12 protein-coding genes, 4 pseudogenes and 1 other annotated feature are annotated in these 18,538 nt (G+C 58.2%); of the genes and pseudogenes, 7 read left to right on the top strand and 9 right to left on the bottom strand.

Annotation, left to right across the window (positions count from 1 at the left end; translation table 11 throughout):
• The 4 genes and pseudogenes from AC0L3P_RS35270 to AC0L3P_RS35285 all read right to left on the bottom strand — a co-directional run.
• Positions 1-199, bottom strand: a 199-nt coding sequence (locus AC0L3P_RS35270; RefSeq protein WP_473308807.1) for a helix-turn-helix domain-containing protein, incomplete at its 3' end; no start/stop codon positions are given.
• A gap of 94 nt (positions 200-293) precedes the next feature.
• On the bottom strand, positions 294-695 hold the full coding sequence (locus AC0L3P_RS35275) for an ATP-binding protein (RefSeq protein ID WP_473308808.1): 402 nt from the start codon (positions 693-695) through the stop codon (positions 294-296).
• A gap of 70 nt (positions 696-765) precedes the next feature.
• Positions 766-2,309: pseudogene (istA, locus tag AC0L3P_RS35280) on the bottom strand (IS21 family transposase).
• A 72-nt stretch (positions 2,310-2,381) separates the two neighbouring features.
• A complete protein-coding gene (locus AC0L3P_RS35285; protein ID WP_473308809.1) occupies positions 2,382-2,738 on the bottom strand; it encodes a hypothetical protein in 357 nt (118 codons plus the stop codon).
• Between AC0L3P_RS35285 and AC0L3P_RS35290 the strand changes: the two genes are divergently transcribed.
• The 3 genes and pseudogenes from AC0L3P_RS35290 (at position 2,739) to AC0L3P_RS35300 (ending at position 5,118) form a co-directional block, all read left to right on the top strand.
• Positions 2,739-2,996 carry a LysE family translocator gene (locus AC0L3P_RS35290; RefSeq protein ID WP_473308810.1) on the top strand — a complete coding sequence of 86 codons (258 nt, stop codon included), beginning with the start codon at positions 2,739-2,741 and terminating at the stop codon, positions 2,994-2,996.
• A 690-nt stretch (positions 2,997-3,686) separates the two neighbouring features.
• Positions 3,687-4,878 (top strand): annotated as a pseudogene (locus AC0L3P_RS35295) (diaminopropionate ammonia-lyase).
• A gap of 6 nt (positions 4,879-4,884) precedes the next feature.
• Complete coding sequence (locus AC0L3P_RS35300; RefSeq protein ID WP_473308811.1) at positions 4,885-5,118, top strand: hypothetical protein; 234 nt, start codon at positions 4,885-4,887, stop codon at positions 5,116-5,118.
• Between the two features lie 282 nt (positions 5,119-5,400).
• Here AC0L3P_RS35300 and AC0L3P_RS35305 read toward each other — a convergent pair whose 3' ends face one another.
• From AC0L3P_RS35305 to AC0L3P_RS35320, 4 genes and pseudogenes are all read right to left on the bottom strand, one after another.
• Positions 5,401-5,616 (bottom strand): hypothetical protein, encoded by a 216-nt coding sequence (locus AC0L3P_RS35305; RefSeq protein WP_085348737.1) that lies wholly within the window; start codon positions 5,614-5,616, stop codon positions 5,401-5,403.
• A 318-nt stretch (positions 5,617-5,934) separates the two neighbouring features.
• Positions 5,935-6,147, bottom strand: a pseudogene (locus AC0L3P_RS35310) (helix-turn-helix domain-containing protein); the annotation flags it as partial.
• A gap of 3 nt (positions 6,148-6,150) precedes the next feature.
• Positions 6,151-6,557: pseudogene (locus AC0L3P_RS35315) on the bottom strand (transposase); the annotation flags it as partial.
• Positions 6,160-6,272: a sequence feature (AL1L pseudoknot), on the bottom strand. Its footprint overlaps the pseudogene before it by 113 nt.
• 724 nt (positions 6,558-7,281) lie before the next feature.
• Positions 7,282-8,520, bottom strand: coding sequence for a cytochrome P450 (locus AC0L3P_RS35320; RefSeq protein WP_473308812.1), 1,239 nt, complete (start codon positions 8,518-8,520; stop codon positions 7,282-7,284).
• 408 nt (positions 8,521-8,928) lie between these two features.
• On the opposite strand from AC0L3P_RS35320, the gene AC0L3P_RS35325 reads away from it, so the two are divergent.
• The 3 genes from AC0L3P_RS35325 (at position 8,929) to AC0L3P_RS35335 (ending at position 15,028) form a co-directional block, all read left to right on the top strand.
• Complete coding sequence (locus AC0L3P_RS35325) at positions 8,929-9,132, top strand: GcrA family cell cycle regulator (protein WP_473308829.1); 204 nt, start codon at positions 8,929-8,931, stop codon at positions 9,130-9,132.
• Positions 9,133-10,691: 1,559 nt separating this feature from the next.
• Positions 10,692-12,044: an oxygen-independent coproporphyrinogen III oxidase gene (gene hemN, locus AC0L3P_RS35330; RefSeq protein ID WP_473308813.1), complete on the top strand. Its 1,353-nt coding sequence runs from the start codon at positions 10,692-10,694 to the stop codon at positions 12,042-12,044.
• Positions 12,045-13,768: 1,724 nt separating this feature from the next.
• Positions 13,769-15,028, top strand: a complete 1,260-nt coding sequence (locus AC0L3P_RS35335; RefSeq protein ID WP_473308814.1) for a carbohydrate porin — start codon at positions 13,769-13,771, stop codon at positions 15,026-15,028.
• 734 nt (positions 15,029-15,762) lie between these two features.
• Here the strand turns inward: AC0L3P_RS35335 and AC0L3P_RS35340 are convergent.
• Positions 15,763-16,692, bottom strand: coding sequence for a TauD/TfdA dioxygenase family protein (locus tag AC0L3P_RS35340; protein ID WP_473308815.1), 930 nt, complete (start codon positions 16,690-16,692; stop codon positions 15,763-15,765).
• A gap of 868 nt (positions 16,693-17,560) precedes the next feature.
• On the opposite strand from AC0L3P_RS35340, the gene AC0L3P_RS35345 reads away from it, so the two are divergent.
• A complete protein-coding gene (locus tag AC0L3P_RS35345; RefSeq protein WP_473308816.1) occupies positions 17,561-17,881 on the top strand; it encodes a polysaccharide lyase domain-containing protein in 321 nt (106 codons plus the stop codon).
• Positions 17,882-18,538: the final 657 nt, after the last annotated feature.

Consider the following 18,538-nt stretch of genomic DNA (forward strand, 5'->3'; position numbering starts at 1 on the left):
CATTGCCGGTCTTCGCGAACAGGCGAAGTTCCAGAACCGTGTCGGTGACGTCGTCTGGCAACGGCCAGCTCAAGCCCGCGGCCTCGAACCGCCGGAGCGCCAGGCGCACCGTCGAGGGCGCCGCGCCCACCCGTCGCGCAATCTCGCGGCTCGGCAGCCCGGCCGCCTTCATTCTGATCACATCGCGCACACGGCGCATCGCAAGCCTCTCCGTCGGCATCCAGGGTCCCCTTCGCAAAGCCGAAAGAGTTGACCCTATGGGAGCCAGAAGAGGCCTCGTCACCCGGGCGACATCATCCCGGAATGGTGGGCGACATCATTTCGGAACGGGTGGGCGACTTCAAATCGGAATGGTGGGCGAGATCATCTCGGAATCCTGGGCGACATCGATCGGAATCCGCATCCAGCTCTTGCCGACGCCGGTCGGCCCGGTGATGAGCAAATTTTTGCTTGCGGCTGATCCAATCGCCATCGACGAGCTTGGCAAAGAAGGCGCGGTCGATGCCGCGCGGAGCGCGCAGATCGACATCTTCGACGATTGCGGCCTGCCGTAGCGAGGCGAACTTCAGGCGCACGATGAGCCTTTTGTTCTCTCGCTCGGTTGCTTCGCGATCGATCATCAGGCCGAGGCGCTGCTCGAAGGTCAGCGCGGTAACGTCCGGTTGGCGTTGCTGATCGTCGAAGGCCTTGGCCATGCCGGCGAGCCCGAGAGCAGCGAGACGTTCGTGGGTGTGGTTGCTGAGCATAAGGTCTCCTTGTTGGTGGTCAGTGGTAGTAGCCGCGGCCACGGATGTTGCCGTGCTGGATGGGATCGGCCTCGGGGGCGGTGTCGGGAAGGAAGGCTTTGTCCAGGCCGGTCTTGAGGATCGAGGCGATCGACCGATAGCTCGCTGAGCCGATGCTGATCCCACGGCGGCACGCGGCTTCCAGACGTTGCGTCCCATAGGTCTTTTCCAACCGCAGGATGCCGAGACAGGATCGGAAGCCCTGCTCGGGATGGGGCTTTGTCCGCATGATCGCCTGGCACAGCGCGATCGTGGACGGACCGATCTTCTCGGCGGCGGCCAGCAGACGTGCCGGCGTCCAGAAGGCGTATCGGCGATGTGCGCTCGGCATGTGCTCGGGGATCGTGGTGTGGCGGCGCCTGACGCCTGAGCGTGCGTGGCTGGCGATCCGGGTGCCGCGATGGAACACCTCGATGGTTGCCTCGGTGGCCCGCACCTCGACGACCTGGCGGATCAGGCGGGATGGCACCGAGTAGAAGTGCCCCTGAACCTCGACATGGTAATCCGGCGCTACACGGGCACGACGCCATTCGGCGTACTGATAGGGTTCGGCCGGCAGCGGCATCAGGGTCGGACGATCGATGGTGTCGAAGAACTCGCGGCGGCTGGCACCGAGCTTGCGCATCAGGCGGGCGTTGAGTTCGTCGACCAGGATGCGGATCGCAACGTTCAACTCGGCGAGCGAGAAGAAGCGCCGGTTGCGCAGCCGCGCCAAAATCCATCGCTGGACGATAAGAACCGCCGCCTCCACCTTGGCTTTGTCGCGCGGCTTGCGGGGCCGCGCCGGCATAATGGTGGTGCCGTAATGGGTGGCAAGATCCTGGTAAGTCCGGTTGACGCCTGGCTCGTAGCGGCTCACCACCGTCACCCCGGCCTTCAGATTGTCGCAGACGAGCGCCTTCGGCACTCCGCCCAGGAAGGTGAGCGCATCCACATGGGCGCCGATCCAGTCGGGCAGCGCCTCGCTGAACCGGGCTTGGACGAATGTGTAGTTCGACGCTCCCATGACCGCGACGAAGATCTTGGCGGCGCGCACCTCCCCGGTAAGCCCGTCGAACACCGGCACGGTATCGCCGGCGAAGTCCACGAACAGCTTTTCGCCGGCCGCGTGGGTCTGCCGCATGGTCGCCGTGATGCCGTGGCGCCATTCGACGTAGAGGTCGCAGAACCGGCTGTAGCCGTAGCCGTCGGGATGATGGCGCCGCGGTATTCCTCCCACAGCAGCGCCAGCGTTACGCTGCGGCGGCGCAACTCGGCATGGACATGCCCCCAATCCGGAAGCGGCTTCGATCGCGGCGGGTTGTAGCCGGCTGGCGCAAACAGCTTGCGCTCCAGTGCTGTGTCGTCGAGCTCCTCCGGTATCGGCCAGGTGATGCCGATCACCGCGGCGCGGCGGACATACTCCGCGATCGCCGTGCGACCGATCCCGACCGATCGGGAGATCACCCGATCGCTCACCCCACAGGCATACTTCAGGCGTAGAACTTCTCGAATCTTCCGCATCGGCAATCTCTCGGCGGGCATCGGACCTCCCATTGCGTGAACCGCAAAAGGAGGGACCTTGCCCCGTTCAGATTGCCGACAACGCCCCCCGTCTCACCCTATCAACAGGGTGGCCGCCTTCGTTCGGATTGGGTGGCCGCTTTCGATCGGAATCGCTGGCCGCCTTCCGTCGGAATCGGTGGCCGCTTTGCCTCGGATTCCGCAGTAATGGTCATCGAACCACTTCCAATAGATTGCCTTGTCTTCTTGCTTGTACGGTGGCGGGCGTTCGCCATTGTCGGCTAAGAGCTTGTCGAAGAAAGTGACGACCTTTCCGTTCGTGAATTCGGCCGCCATCGGGATGAACTTCGTACGCTTTGGAAAGTCGATAAAAACCAACGGGCGAGGCACCGTCAGTCCAACCTCTCCCGCCTGCCAAGCGGCCACGTCGGAGTTGCTGCCAAACAGCAATTGCTCAGGATCGCCAGAGGCCTATATCTCATCTGGCTCGGGATTAAGGCGTGGCGCGAGACAAGCGTCGATCCGATAGAATTGCAGACGACAGATGCGCATTCTGCTTTTCGCCAGGGCATCGTCGTAGAGGCGCTCAACCCCAAGACAGCCGCATGCTTTCTCGTGTTCATCCCGCAACTCGTCGACCCATCTGGGAGTGTCAGCATGCAGTTCATCGTCCTGGGCTCATTTCGCTCGCACTCAACACGAGCGTAGACCTGATTGTGACCTATTGGGGACAGAAGACGAGGGATGGCTTTTGCAAAAAAGGCCCTCATTCTTCGTTCAGGCGCGACAGGCATCAGGCGCCATCATCTGCGGGCTGGGGCCAACGCTACTCTTCGCACGGCGCACGAGTTCACGCTGCCGAATTTCCGCGCTCGAATAGCGCGCAGAGTCTCCATTCGGCTACGAAGGACGCCTTGCCATCGGAGGTCCTTGCTTCACCGTGCAACGGGATCACGACCAGCGTCGATGCTGGTTCGACTTCGGCCGCGCTTTGGCCGTCCGGGCCGGCAGAACATGAAGGCACGCATCAACCGGCTGGGAGCAAGGCCCGCCACTGCAATCCAACGCGCTTGCCTCTGCTGCCTTTTGCTTTCGTGCTGCTGGATCTGGGTACGTGATGAGGACCGAGTTCGTGTCCACGGCCTAGAAATCGTCATCCTTCCTCGTGCTCAAAACGGGGAGTGCAGCCGGGAACGGGTGAGCGATGGCCGCAACGCCCTCCTGCCGGATCTTCAAACATCAGCATCACCCGCCCGATCCTGAGCACCGTCGGGGTCGTCATCGAGAGCGGCCTCCCATTTCTTGCGGATTAGCGAGAAGGCGTGACATCGCTGGGATCGCCGCTAGTGTTTCGGCAAGCGCATCGCCGCGATGCTTAGATCGGCGCCAACTCGAACCATGTTGCTTCTTAACCATCGCACTGACCACCGGGCGCCTTTGGATAGTGCGGATGCCAACATGCTGAGTCGCGAAGCTGCGTGCGAGGTGGAGCGGTTTCTTGATATCGCAATGGCCACAAGGAAACAGCGCTGATTTCCTTGCCGGGCCTCGCCCACGAGATTGGCGTGGGCTCGGTCCAAGTCAACGACGAGGGTCACCGGCTCGGGCTTGGCAGTTTCAAGGCTTTGGGCGGCTCCTATGCCGTCATCCGGCTCGTCTTAGAAGCAGCAACTCCGCGCCTCGGCAGGGCTGTTGACATCTCGGAGCTTCACGCACCTGAGGTGAAGGCCGTAGCACGGGGGATGACGGTATCCTGCGCCAACGGACGGCAATCATGGCAGGTCCGTAACGCACGGCGCTCAGCTCGTGGGGGCGAACTGCGCTATATTCATTCACTCGGGCGTCAGCGATCAGCGTAGCGCAGCAATCGTCCCACATGGCGCGCAGATGATCCGCGTCAGCGGCAACTACGATGACTCCGTTGCCGAAGCATCCCGAGTTGCCGCAGAGAACGGCTGAATCACGGTGTCTGACAGGTCCTGGCCGGGCTATCCCTCGTCTGGTAATGCAGGGATCTCCGCGCTCCTGACTGAAGCACTACGACAGTTGCCCGAACCTCCGACCCACGTCTTCGTCCAGTCAGGAGTCGGTGGACTTGCCGCAGCGGTCTTGGACATTTTTCGGTGTCGTTAGGTGATAGTCGCCCGTCCTTCACGGTTGTCGATCCATCGCGCGCAGCGTGCCTGTTTGAAAGCGCTCGAACCGGGCATTGCGTCAAGGTAGCTCATGGGCAGCCGACAGTGATGGCGATGCTAGAGTGCTACGAACCTTCGCTCGTCGCTTGGCGCATCCTTTCGCGCGCAGCCGACGCTTTTATGATTGTCGATGACGAGGAGGCCGTCGGGGTTATGAACCGTTTGGCCAATCCCCGGGACGGTGATCCGGCTATCGTTGCAGGCGAAAGTGGCGGGGTTGGTCTGGCAGGGTTGCTGAAAGTTGCGGCCGATTCGACCTCGCGCGCTTGACTGGTCTTGAACCTGACGCACGGGTCTTCCTCATCAATACCAAGGGCGCGACGGATCCTGGCGCTTACGAACAGTTCGTGGGTCAGTCTCTGTCGCAAGTGGTCAGGAGAAGCTTGGAGGCCTAGACGCTCATGATCCGCGGCCCGTTCGGTGAACTCGTGACGGGGACGAAAGCCCAAGAGAAGGCCAAGAACGAAGGCATCCAGCGATTGATCCTTCGATTGAAATCCGCCGCAGATTTCTGCTTCCAACGAGGCCCGTACGCACGTTTTCGGCACAAAAGGCATGGCTTTGCCGTCTTGCCGCACAACAAGCGCTATGACTTTGGCGCTTTGCAGTCCAACCGCGTTCGCCTCATCGAATGATACAACAGCTTCATTTTCTTCTTGATTCGGCACACCGGCTATGAGCCGTTTCATAATTGCGATACAGCTCTCCGAGTAATCTGTCGAGATGCGTGGACTCCTGATCGTTCTCACGGCTTTCGCGATCATATTGGCGGCACGCGGCCACCACCAAAGCGCGTTCATGCCGCGCCCGACGGCACCCATGCCACCCGTCAATGTGCCCTAACGCCACGAGGTCTGTCTGGTACGCGGTTGCCTGCGAGCGAACGCAGGGCAGATCGGGCCGGCAACAAGGGACTGCTAGGCTGATTTCGGCGCATTCTTCAGATAGACGACAGCGCGACGTCCCGCAGAGGTCAGCTCCCCCAGAGTCGTTTTTCCCGCCCGCACCGCTTGGATCAGTTGCTCAGCGACATACCGACGGCTCTCGTGGTCACCGCCATTCGGCAGTCCCGCACAGACCTGATCCAAGACCAGGCCCATATTCGCTTGAACCTCTCCCGTAAATTCGCTCACGCTCCATCTCTCCTTTCGAGGGATAATGCGATAAGGCTAGTGCCCTCTTTGCACTCGGTATAGCGCACATTTGTCGAGCGGTTAAAAGCCTCTCGCGTGCAGAAGTGAATTCATGGTTTGACGCGGCTTGGTATCCTCGCAATTCGCGCGGCGCTTGCGTTCGAAACGATCGCGCCGCGTTCGAATCGTCTCATTGCGAGGAGGACGGAATCGTAACGTACGGCTCGGATTTCCGGGCTCTCGCCAACCGCATTTCCCTGAGCGAGCCTCACGCGGGCGCTATGGTCCTCACATGGGCGGCCATGGCCCTCTGGTTCGGCGCGGGCGGCCGTTGCGCCGCAGTTCACGCGAGACTGTCGAATCAGCCCGCCCGAGGCGACGTCCAATCTGTTGGATCGATTGGCCCTGCACCTTGAGAGGCGCAATCTCTTCGCGCTCTACCAATGAGAGCTATTGCCCCGAGACAGCTTTTGCCGAAGATCTGAACATCGCTGGTGGCATGTCGCCCGCCTTTCGGAATAATCTGCTTCCGCGGTAGGTCGAGGGGGCGATCGGCAACATCTTGCAGATCGGCTCGACCCCACGCGCCGCACGATCATCGTCGATGCGATCATGGCTTGGACCAGCGCTCGAGCTCCGCCGTCGCAAAATAGGCGCTTGCCTTGCGCAGGATCTCGTTTGGCTGGCGACGCTCGCGGTTCTTCCGGTCCGGAGCCTTGGGCTTCTCGGCCAGCTCGGTCGGAACGCCGGCCCGCTGCCCACTGTCGATCTCGACCTTCTTGACTCAGTCATGCAAGGTCTGCGCGTGCAGCCGATCTTGGCCGCAATGGAAGTCACCGTCGTCCAGCGCGAGACCTGTGCTCGTTGGCCTGATACAGAGCTATACGAACCCCTCGGTCTCGGGCCTCGGGTGAACATTTGTCGTCGTCTTTGCTTGTCATGGCTCCACCTTCTCAAGACTTGGAGCCTCCGCCAAACCCGCGGCGGCGGTTCAGATGGGCGCTCAATCCTGCAAGCGCTCAAACGCTGACGGCACGATTGAGTGAGTTTTGCTGCCAAGATGCTCTGGTCTACTCAGCTTCTGGCGGAGCGATCCGTTTGCAACCACGAGAGCACAAAACGAGGATGCCCGCCGGAACGCGGCGAACTGTCGCTCGATCTTGCTGGAAAAGTGCGCTCTGCCCCGAGACCAGGAGGAATTATGCGGCTCATTTTGGCCAGAAAGGGAAGCGGAGCGGCGTTTGCCGATCTCTATTCCTCCCCGCAGAGGTCGTTCATGGGCAGTCATGATCTTGTCTCCAGCAGTTTCCTCGGGCTGACCGCAGCCGGATTTGCGCTACTCTGCTCGAGCCTGCTTGTCCTCGTCTTCACATGAAGTGAGCCCCCCTCGTATGGCCCGTCTGGTCATTCAGTTCATCGACTGGACGGACTGCTTCCCTACACTTTGAAAGGCTGGCACGGCTCCAGCAGGCCGTGATGAGTATCGTAGCCGCCCGGCCGAAATCCTCGACGCGATAGCGGCCCCTGCCCGCAACCTTCGAAACAACCGTAAGCCCGTCACGCAACGTCGGTGAACTTACCTAGAGAACTGGTCTCCAGAAAGTCGTTGTCCCAACCGCCGGCTCTGAACGGCATGACAGTGTTGAAGGTCGGCCGCAGCCGAGACTAACCTGGGATCTGCACCGGCAGTGCGGAATAACCGTGCACAAAATTCGATTGAACTCGCTCCGGTTCGCCGACCACATTTACCTCCAAACATCGATTCAGCATCTCCTCCCACAGGATTTTCAGCTGCAGCTCGGCAAGGCGCCTACCCACGCAGCGATGAATCCCAAATCCGAAAGAGAGATGTTGCCGTACATTTTCCCGATCGATGATGAAGCTGTTGGCTCTCGCAATGACCTCGTCATCTCGGTTGCCAGAGATGTACCACATCACAACTTTGTCGCCTCGCCTGATTCGCTTGTGGCCTATCATGAAATCGTCCACAGCGGTCCGGCGCATGTGTGCAATGGGGGTTTGGTATCGTATAATCTCGGATACCGCGCCGGACACCAGCGAAGCATCATCCCGGAGTTTTCGCATTTCGGATGGATTTTGGCTCATGAACAAGACGCCCCCGGTAATTGAGTTGCGCGTAGTATCGTTACCTCCAACAATCAGCAGAATGAGGTTGCCCAGGAACTCGAGGGGCTCCATGTTTCGGGTCGCCGGTGAATGCGCCATCATCGAGATCAGGTCACCGCGCGGCTCACAATTGACCCGTTCGCTCCAAAGCCGCGTAAAATAGTCCAGGCACTCCGACAGCACCACCTTTCGCTTTTCCCAGCTGTCGATCTGGTCGCCCATTTGTGGAGTCAAGGCAGCTACGTCCGACCAGTAGGTCAGCAACCACCGATCCTGAAATGGAAAATCGAACAGCGTGGCCAGCATTTGGGTCGTCAACTCGATCGAGACCCTGTCGACCCAGTTGAAGGTATCGTTGCGCGGCAAACCGTCCAAAATCTTCTGAACCCGCGAGCGGATCAAGCCTTCAAGATTTGCCAAGTTCTCCGATGCCGCTATCGGACTGATAGTCTTACGTTGCTGAGCATGGAGAGGAGGATTCATTTTGATAAAACTGGGGGTCCAATACTCCTCCGGCGGGTCGACTATTGTGACGCTTCGCTCTGATGAGAATGTTGTGTGATTTGAGTCCACGGCTATGATGTCGCGGTATTTTGTTATCGACCAATATGGTCCGTATGGGCTGTTTTCGCAATAATGGACGGGATCTTCCCTTCGCAGCCGCTCGAAATAAGGCCAAACGGTATCATCCTCGAAGCGCTTGGGTTCGCTTACATCAAGGCGGCTCAGCGGGATATCAGTGCTCTCGCAGGCGCTTTCTGTCGATAACGCTGTCATGATTGTCTCGCTGACATTGGCTTGCACTTTTGCTGGATCAGCTGAGTGCGCTGTCTAGAGTTCCGGGCAAGCGCGCTCGAAACACGACGAGCTTGGGCGGTGCACTAACGATGTGTCACGCATGTTCATGGCTGGACTTCGCGCGAGCTCCGAAATCTGAAATCATGTTACGGACTTTGGTTCGGTCCCTGTCGACGAAGAATAATGGAAAGGCGAGCGAAGCTCCCCTATCAGGATTGGGAGGCGCGCGAACGTGCCCTTTGTGGTAGTCAACATCAAGCCGCAAGCACTCGCAGCTGTGGCACCCAGCCGCTTATCGTCATTTTCTCGGGCAGGCAGCCCCTTTGCCACTCGACCACTTACATTGCCGAGGCGACGGACGTCCGAACTGGCAACAAAGTATCTTCCATGCGCTGGAATAGAAGAGAATTGGCACAGCTGAAACAGCTCTGGTCCGAGGGACAGAGTGCCGCGCAGATCGCGGTTCATCTCGAGTGCAGTCGCAACGCCGTCTGCGGCAGGCCGACTCGGTTGGGTCTCACTCGAGGTCACAAGCCACCAACAGCACAAAACCCAAGATTAGATCGGTGCCCAAGCGAGCGCCGACGTTGATGGCTGCCCGCCGCGATCGCGTCCGAAAGAAGCTGCCGCAAAAGGCGCTAAAAACGCGGCCTCAGGAAATGAGCAAGCGGCAGCTTTACGCAATCCTAGCTGAGGCGGTCAGGAATACCGTCTAGAGCTATCGGCGCCGCGATCTCCCGGGTCTAGGCCGCCGTAGTCGGTTCATTCGGGCTATTTGGTTTCGCGATTTGTGCCTATCCGACGAACAGTGGCGTCCAGTAGAACGTTCGCGGCAGGAGGGCTCGATCGTACATCAAGTCATCCAATCTCAAGAGGCCGGATGCGCAGAATTGGAGAGAAGAGAGCGTTCTGCTTACTGAGCCTCGTTTTCCGGGTATGCGTTTTGGGGAAGCGCCCGCCGTCCTAGTTTGCGCGGTGTTCGGAACTTTCGGCACACCGCGCCCAACGAACTACACGAGCCCGGGTGAAGCCGCTTGATCCTCAACCACTTTCGATATCTGCGACCGGCGTGTGGAGAGCTGGACTGGGACTAAACACTCGGCAAATCATCGAGGTACGACGTGTCCGGGGGTGAGCCCGGTGGCCCTCCGACTGTGATCGGACCTTCTGGGTTTAGAGGAAGGCGCGAGTTTTCTCGCCGGCTTCGATAGGTTTGAGCTGACGGCGGAGATGAAACGGAAGAAGGTGAAGCGGTGAGTACCAGATAGCTCCACTATTCGATCGCTCGCCTGTTCTCCCGAAAGAACCTCCGATAAAATCGCCTGTCGTCGGGCGGCGCTATGCTTAGCGTTGGAGCGGCTTGACGAGCTGCCCTCGCGGGATATTGCCTGACGTCGTTTAAAAGGTCGGCTCCTGTGGTGCGCAGACACACGAAAACGGCTACCACCAACGTAGGTGCCTTGACGTCTGCGCAAAACCGGCGGCGCCTCTGAGCCGGCCGGCTGTTCAATTGCACCCATCCGTTCTCGCTCACCTACCCGGCTCATTTCGTCACGCCAGCTGCGCGAGAGCCGCCGACAGGAAACGTTTCGCTCGTAGCGATATTGCCGCCGAGTAACGGACGCATGAAAGGACTTCTTCTGCGAGGGATCCATGAAGACGCCCACCGACAATCCCTTCAGTGGCGAATTTCACTACATACCGGGACGGAGCCAAGCGGACCCATTATTCCTGGACCGATGGGGAATACGCCACGCAGAATCAACTACCAACCTTGTCAGTTGACGGAGAATACGGGACCGTATCAATGTTGGTCATTGAACCTCGCACGAGTCAAATCGTGGAGCAGTTCGAGGTCTAGCAGCTTAAACGGCCCTGGTGGGTGTCTCGTTGCCGAAGATCAAAGATTATCGAGGCGGACGAATTGGGGACCCCGCCGTGGCTGTGTTGATTCGAGTATCTCGCTTGCAGAACTTGTTCTCTGTGTCCGAGGGGAGCGGATCGTCATCCGACAGCGCGTTTCTTCCGCAGATCGGCCGTCACGCAAGCTCCCAATTGCCTAGCGACAGTCCCGATCGCCCTTGGCAAGCAAAGGGATGCAGGACAATTCGCTTGCGACGTAAAACTTCGTAAACATGGGATAACAATCCTTGCAGACCTCGATCTTAAGCAAGTATTACGATGCTCGCCTTCCTTGGTACACCATCTATCCAACTGTAGCCCAGTTCTCCAAATCAGTCGGCGGCGACGCCTGTGAGAGATGGCTGCAGCAGCTGTCGCTTGATCAATCGGTGTCGCTCTATTTCCACATTCCGTTCTGTCGATCGATTTGCTGGTATTGTGGCTTCGCTCGAAGCATCACTCGCCGGCATTCTCCTATCCTCGACTTTTTGGGGGTTCTTCGTAAGGAGATCGATTTGGTCGCGGCGCAGGTTGCGCAACCGCTGCCTGTGAGCGACGTCCACTTCGGCGGTGGAACGCCGACCCTCATCGAGCCAACGGAATTCCGCCGGTTGATGGAGCTTCTGCGCCGACGCTTTGCCATTTCGAACACGGCCGCCATTGCTGTTGAGATCGACCCGCGCACGTTCACGCTCGCCACATGCGAAGGATTGGCGGCTGCCGGCGTGAACCGCGCGAGCCTCGGCGTCCAGAGCTTCGATCCAATTGTCCAAAAAGCCATCAACCGGGTCCAGAGTGAGGCACAAACAGAGCGCGTTGTCCAGGCGCTGCGGCAGCATGGAATAATGCGCGTCAACTTCGACCTCATCTACGGGCTGCCAAATCAGACGGTGCAGTCCTGCGTTCAGACCGCGACAACGGCGCTGGCAATGCGACCAGACCGGCTTGCGGTGTTCGGCTACGCGCACGTTCCTTCCTTCAAGAAGAATCAGCGCCTGATCGACGAGGCAGCGCTGCCAGACAGTCATGCCCGGGCAGAACAAGCAGCCGCGATGGCCAATACACTGACTGCAGCGGGCTACCGCCAGATCGGACTCGACCATTTCGCCTTGCCGCAGGATGAGCTCGCGCTGGCGCAGAAAGCCGGTCGCCTGCGGCGGAATTCACTCGGTTACTCCGCCGACACCTGCAATAAAGTGATCGGCTTCGGACCGTCGGCGATCGGCCGGCTTGGCGAGGGTTACGTCCAGAACGAAGTTACAGCGGGTTCCTACAGCGGCCAAATCAACGCCGGCCGTCTGGCGACGTCAAAGGGCTACTGTCTCAGCCTTGAAGACCGCGTCCGGGCCGCGATCATTGAGCGGCTAATGTGCGATTTCGAGGTGGACGTGCCGGCAATTTGCGCTGCTCATGGATTTGACCCGGTCGGTTTGCTCGGTTCAGGCGAACGCTTGGCAATGCTCGCTGAGGATGGGATCGTCGAAATGGAAAAGGGAGTCCTCCGCGTGAGGCTGGAGCATCGTTTTCTCACCCGGGCTGTGGCAGCCGCATTCGATTGTTTCATCGCGCCCCCCCTCTGTTCAGACCAGCCAACGCAATGATTGGATCAAATGAATCACGTTTTGCTGCACGCGCCAGGAAGCCTGAGGAATGCGGTCGCTCACCTGGCACACTCACAACCAGCTCCAGTTCGATCAACGACGCCGTGCGAAGCTGTGGGGCGGAGAGTCGCCCTGACCCGCGCCGCGAAGACAAGCTGGACGCACTACTGCCGGGAAATGGACGCCCCGACAACAACGCTCCTCGCTCAAAAGCAGCGTGACCCTACATCTCGACAAGTTTCATCCCATCACCGCCATTAGCCGTGTAGAAAGACCTCGATGGGGACGACGACTGGTTGCGCGACGCGGCCAACCAACTGGAGATCGAGAAGAGATCATCTTATGTCGTCGGAGATGATGCCATCTCGACGTTTAGGGACTTCCGGATCGAAAACCCTGATTGAGCCCGTCCGGGTGGACAAGGACATCTGACCCTTGGCTCCGGCGGTGGCCGCCGAAATCATGCGTGATACGGCGCAAAGGATATTCGAGCGCCACAACTACAACCAGATCCGGCGGGATCACCGTCTTCGAAAAGATCGTTCCCTGTAAGAGCTTCGCGCGACGTGGATCGAAGCGAACGCCTAGAATTCACCCGCCCACGCTGCGATACCGATCGCCGTGAACGCCGGGGCTGTGGAGTCGAGCGACACATTAGCTACGATTCACGCAGCGACAGCCGACCTCCCGCTCAGTCAACTACCAAACCTAGCAATTGATAGAGACGACGGGCACATGCCAGTCAGTGGCGGTGAAATTCGCTCGGGCCACATAAGAAGTCGCCGCGCGATATAGATTTCATCGATCAATGGAGCTGATGAATGTCTTGCCTCGTCGTCCCCAGGTATCCAACTGTCTCCAATCGTGCCCTCCATCTTCCCCTAAGAGCCACTCGAGGGTTTGTGGCGGCGAGCTTACGGGCCGCCAAGGATGTTAGCCCCTTCTGCCTGCCCGTGCTTCATCCCATCAACCGAGCAGCGAGCGGCGTTTCTTGGATCGGGCGTGTTGTTCTGCCAGCCCCGCTATTGCCGTTGCTCTCTGTTGAAAACTATTTCCTTCGTTTTGGCAGCGGGTTTGTCGCAAGGTTCCTGGGCTCCGTGTATCGGCCACCAATCTCTTGCTAGCGAACGCACACACCGAGCAGCCCGCTAATGTTTCGACCCCCTCCAGCAGAAGCTCGCCTTGATTAGCGATCGAGCGACTGGGTTGTTTTGCGCTGTGTACCCACCCGTAGGCCAAGCGGCGCCGCTGTGGTGATAGCGCGCAAGGTGGGTCTCGCTGAGATAGAGAGGCCGCCTGGTGTCAAGCGTCTCCCACCACATTGAGGGACAAGATTTGACATCCGCTCTAAGGCCGTCAGGTGGAAGTGCACTTTATTCAAATCGATGAGCGCGAAACTCACCATGCATCGTTGCGTTATAACGCCGCTATCCACGCAAGCATACCTGGCTGGCGTCGTTGCTTTCATGTCTGGACCAACTGCGAAGCCACGAGGTCGTATTGTCCTTTGTCTGATAGCTAGTCTCGCCAGCAGTTCGGCGGCGCCGAGTCGCGAGATCTCTGGCCCAAGAAGCCCCAGCCCCGATGAGCTCGATGAGGCAACAAGCAGAACAATTTCGGATCCGGCCATCACATTCCGAAGCGGGCGGCCCAAGGGAGCAGCGCGCCTTTCTAGGAGCTCCTTGCCAAAAACAGCTTCGACCACAATTAAGCGCGACGTTGCCATGGAGACGGCCAAGAGCAGAATTGAAAAGCCGATCGACCCATTCGCAAAATTCGAGAAGCTTCGCGAAAGAGGTGGCGCTTTCACTGCTCCTGGTCCTGCGGACACGATAGATCAGGATACAGCTTCTCTCAGATCCCAATTTTCGGATCTCGGGATTGGATTTGCTGGCTGGACGCTAAACACGTTTGTCGACAATGAACTCGGCAATGCCGCCAGAAGCACCATCGCCAATCAGCAATATGTCGGCCAGAATCCGACATTTAGTACGGTCAACTCTATGATCGTGACTTATGACCTCGCTCGGCTTGGAATTCCCGATGGTCAGATCGTGGTTGGAGCCGAGCATCAACACTGGACATGGCAGAGCGCTGGGCCAGATCGGCTGGGCCTCAATGCAGTTTCTTACTATCAAACGTTATTCGACAGAAGGATCGAACTCAAAGTGGGCTACCTCAGGAACCAACATGAGTTTGCAGGCGCTGGAGACAAAGTGTTCGGACCCTCATCGAAAATGCTGTTCCAAGCTGGCATGAGCAACAATTGGGCGCCAACGCCGGCTCTTAATCTGAAGTACAATTTTGATGATCGCCTATATAACAAGCTCTCAATCCAGCGCTCGGTCAGTCCAGCAGGACAATATGCGCATGTAAGCGAGAATCCCACTGGTTTGAACTGGAGCACGCGCGACGCAGGCATTCTTTTGCTTGATGAGCTTTCCTACAGGAACAAGCCTACTCCGGGTGTAATGGAGACTTGGCTGCGGGCTGGCGCGGGCTTCAACAACAGCAGCTACACGGACCTGCAGCATCCGACAGAAGCGGCGACCAAGGCCAACAGCGTCTACTATGTAGGTGCGGACAGGCAATTCTGGCAGTCTGCCGTCCACGGCTCGGCATCTCGCGGAGTCCATGGCGGGCTCTCTGCAATGTATGCTCCGCCTGACCTAAATAGAGCTAGTCAATACTACGAGATTCGCCTTTATGCGAAGGGCCTATTGGACAGCCGGCCCACAGATCAGATGAGTCTTGTTGTCAGCAATACCATCTGGAGCCATGTCGCGGTGGACGCTGCACTGGCAAAAGAACAGCTGGCGCACCGCGACAGTACTGCAATTTCAGGACTGTACACGGCGCATCTGGCGCCCGGGATATATACAACCGTAGGACTGACCTACATCAATCATCCGACAAGCATTACCTACACACCGCAAACCGGACACGCTCTGAATATGTTAGTATCTACGTCGGTATTCTTCTAAGGGCTCAGGACTGGGCGTGAATTCACCGGCATGTCGTCGAAATCACAATCGTTCCCTTTCAACGGCTTGGGGCCGGTCATCGCGGCGTTTTGCTATCTCTGTGCTCCTGGCGCGAGGCCGGGTACCGCGTGAATTTAGGCATGTCCAAGGTAGCCTGCTGTTGGGAATGGTAGCTTGGAGCCTTTGCTGACTCGGTCTACGAGCGATAGACCGGCGCCGTATCGTGCAAAAGTCGTATCCTCTTGCGGAGCGACATTGTTTCACGTTAGCTGCTCCTGCAGCTCGTCAGACTCGCGTCCGAGCTCTTACTCTGCCATGACAACGCCGAGATCGTGCCCTCGGAGATTCCCGCGACGAGACTTGGTAAGTGGAACCGCGACACAGATGCCAAAATTCAGCCAGCTCCGGCAATCGCGCTCTGTCTGTCCGACGGTCGTGCCGTCGTCCGAAAGGCGATGCGCAAGGTCGGCGGAAACGCACCCCCTTCCGTGGGAAAGTCAACCGGACGCGGCCGGATGACTCGCGCCACTCGGCGCTGAATCATTTTCGGCCGGACGAGATGAGCTTGAGCATCTTACTTCAGCAAGTAGGTCGCCTCTCGGGTCTGCGCGCGCGTTAGCTCCTCCCATCCAATTGCGCGTGGCGTTCTGCTCGGCTTAACTTCTCTTCGCAAACATCTATTCGCGCGAACATGCGACAAGGCCAGTGCAATTATGTGAATTTGCCGCGCACTGCTAGGCAACTTTCGTGGACGGGTGCTTCGTCATCTTGAGGCGCGTCACACTGCATCGACCATCGACACTGACGGGCGCGTCACCATCGAGTGTGGCACGATGAACGACGCGATGCTGGTCACCGTAATCGTTAACGGCATAATGCTGTGTTGCGCGGTTGTCCCAAATCGCGACATCGCCTTCTTTCCAGGTCCAGCGCACGGTATTTTCGGGCGCCGTGATATAGGACTGGAATAGTTGAAACAGCTTCTGGCTGTCGCGTTTTCGGATATCAATAAACCTTTGCACCAGATCGCCGAGCACCAGCGCGCGCTCGCCGGTCTCGGGATGTACACGGACCACCGGATGCTCCGTCTCATAGATTGTTTTGGTAAAGACCTCATCAAAATGCTTCTGATCGATATCGCGAACACGGCAGGTCCCGGCGTAGTCGAAGGCGTTGCTGTGAACGGTCCAGAGTTCGTCGGCAAGCCGTTGGAGCGGCCGCGGCAGATCCAGGTAGGCCGCCACAGCATTCGACCAAATCGTATCGCCGCCGGACGATGGGATCACAATAGCTCGCAGCACCGCAGCTTTGGGATAAGCCGCTAGAAAGGTTCCATCGGTGTGCCATACATCGGCTCGGCTACCTCCACGCGCGGAATCAAGCTCGAGGATCGAGGTCGTTCCATTGATCGTACCGAGTGTGGGATGCGGCACCAGCTTTCCCAAACAAGCGGCAAAGCGCTCCTGCTCCGCGTCATCAAGATGCCGCTGATCGCGGAAGAAGATCACTTTATGTTCGAGCAGCAGGCTATTGATTGCAGCGACGGTTTGGCTCGGCAAATCACCCGAAAGTTTGATATCTCTGATTTCAACACCGATGCGCGCGGCGCGCTTGACGACGTCGGTCGCTGGAATGACACGCTCGGTCGAAGCCGTTTCTTTCATTGCAATTTTTTCCAAGTTTTGCGGATTGTTCAAGCAGACGAGGGTGCATCTCACTCGCTTTCGATGACGAGCCTCGCGCTGCGGGTACTCTTGAGCAAGCACCATGCCAGTCGGACACGAGCTGTGAACGTCAGGTTGATGATCCGAACAGCTTGCCAGGAGCTCGATGGCACCTCCAATCCTCTTGCAATCCGAACCCGCAAATACACCAGAGGTGAAAACTCTGAGGCTACCGCCTCGGTCCGGGGCGAAAGGCACGCAATACCGAGAGGAATTGTACCGCTCGGTACCCGAACAGAAACGCGCCATACGGCCTTCGTGCAACTTTGAGCAGCGAGCCGTGCGTGCCGTTCTCGTCAAGTATGGCACCTGCCCAACTGTTTGCAGCAATCGGCCAAATACGGGCCGCGTCTGCGAACGAGCCATCACCGGCTCTGAAGGTGTCCGGGACCTGCCCTGGCGGCGATCACTACCGGAACTTCATCCGCTGGAAATGGAAGAGAAATAGATGACCTTGGAAGAGACCCAAACGATTGAACTACGGTTTCATCCAGGCGAAAGCCATTGACCCGCGGCACTGGGATCGCGATGTTCTCGATGCACCGACGTCCGAGGGCGGTGAGGCAGATGCTCGGCATTGTCCCGGTGGCTTTGCCTAAGACGGCAAAGATATGTCCACTACCGGTCGTTAAAGGTGTTTCAATGTTGTCGAAGTAATTACCCTCGACGAGTGCTTGCACAGATGATCCAGCAACCACTGCATGGAAAACTCCGCAGCTGTGTTGCGCATTCGTGTTGTGGAAGTAATTGTTAACGAGATGGATAATGGCCTGCGCACCGTCAATGTGCGGCTGATATCAATGAAGGCGTGATATTTGCCGGTGATGCTATTTCAATTGCACGAGCCGACCTGGTGTGGATCGATCACAACCGATTTCACAATATCGGGCGTCAGATGATTGTCGGCGGCTTTTTCCCCACGACGAATATTACGCTTTCCTGGAACGACTTCGATGGCAGCGATGTCTATTCCTCCTATTCTAACGGGGAGCACTATTGGAACCTCCTGTTTCTTGGTGTCCCGGAGACGATCACTATCGCAAATAACTATTTTCATGAGATCTCGGGGCGGGCCACTGATGGTCAGGTTGCGAATAACGACGTTGCTGACCCCACCCCTTCACTTTGATTGTAGCGGCCGAGCCAATGCCGATCACCGTTTTGTTTGAGCCAATTTCCAGCGGGCGCTTGCCGGCCCTGTCGAATGCGACCGACATCTTCTCCTTGCCATCGCAATGCGCGTCGTTTCCATCGATAAGAAGAAGGGACTCACGCTTGTAAGGTGCCGAACAGGCACGGCCGTATTGGGACCCCTGCCCTTCGCCTCGCCCCTCCGTACCGGTAAAGTCTATGGTTCCGATTACCTGGATCTCGCGCGGACTATCGTCATTGCACTGGCCGAAGCTGTACCACCGACATAACTCATAATTCAGAGCTTGGTTGATCTGACTTGAACTATCTCGCCTCCCAGCCCGCCCGTCGCTGCAGAGCCAAAGCCCATGATGGCCTCCGATCGCACATCGTTCGGTCCGAGGAGGGACGAGACGCCGAGGACGGCAGCAAGTCCGCAGAGCACGTGCAACGAACGCTTGATGTGCTCCATCGTGTGTTTCATAGGCATATGATGCTCTCTCTTACCTCCGCAATTCCGCACAACAACCTGAATTTTTGAGCCTGCTGAACTAGACGGGGCCATCAGCATGCGGCGTTAACGCCATTAAATCGTCGTCAATAAGGCAGGCTGGTAACATCGGAAGCATGCTAAACAACAGTCGAGGTGTGCAGC

This window comes from Bradyrhizobium sp. WSM4874, assembly GCF_055811835.1.

Bases quoted from the DNA above. Each gene is read 5' to 3' on its own strand.
- AC0L3P_RS35300 (WP_473308811.1), top strand. From the start codon at position 4,885: ATGATCCGCGGCCCGTTCGGTGAACTCGTGACGGGGACGAAAGCCCAA.
- AC0L3P_RS35275 (WP_473308808.1), bottom strand. From the start codon at position 695: ATGGCCAAGGCCTTCGACGATCAGCAACGCCAACCGGACGTTACCGCG.
- AC0L3P_RS35340 (WP_473308815.1), bottom strand. From the start codon at position 16,692: ATGAAAGAAACGGCTTCGACCGAGCGTGTCATTCCAGCGACCGACGTC.
- AC0L3P_RS35325 (WP_473308829.1), top strand. From the start codon at position 8,929: ATGCGCTGGAATAGAAGAGAATTGGCACAGCTGAAACAGCTCTGGTCC.
- AC0L3P_RS35335 (WP_473308814.1), top strand. From the start codon at position 13,769: ATGGAGACGGCCAAGAGCAGAATTGAAAAGCCGATCGACCCATTCGCA.
- AC0L3P_RS35320 (WP_473308812.1), bottom strand. From the start codon at position 8,520: ATGACAGCGTTATCGACAGAAAGCGCCTGCGAGAGCACTGATATCCCG.